1 protein-coding gene is annotated in these 380 nt (G+C 67.9%); it reads right to left on the reverse strand.

Annotated features, from left to right (window positions below; genetic code table 11):
- Positions 1-380, reverse strand: a 380-nt coding sequence (locus tag D7Y04_RS43845) for a phage tail sheath subtilisin-like domain-containing protein (protein WP_147477412.1), incomplete at both ends; no start/stop codon positions are given.

Here is a 380-nt window from a genome sequence, read left to right on the forward strand (position 1 = left end):
CACAGCTGCTCGCCGTTCGGCTCGAACACCGCCCACTGGGTGCCCTTGTCGATGGAGCGCTCCAGGTAGGCGAAGTAGCGGCGCAGGTTGACGTACTTCCACTCGGGGTCGGACGACGTGGTGCGCGCGCCCCACAGCCGGTTGCCGCGGCCCTCGAAGAAGCGGAAGGCGTTGAGGCCCTCGGGGTTGAGCACCTCCTGCTGCGCCTTGCTCAGGTTGGACTCGAAGCCCAGCGCCAGGTTGACGACTTCGTTGGCGGGGGCCTTGTAGACGGCGCGGTTGACGTCGTTGCGCGCGTAGATGCCGGCCACGAAGCCGCTGGGCGGCAGGAAGATGGGCTGGCGCGTGACGGGGTCCAGCACCTTCACCCACGGGTAGTA

The sequence above is a fragment of the Corallococcus sp. AB038B genome (genome assembly GCF_003668955.1).
GTDB classification, from domain to species: domain Bacteria; phylum Myxococcota; class Myxococcia; order Myxococcales; family Myxococcaceae; genus Corallococcus; species Corallococcus exiguus.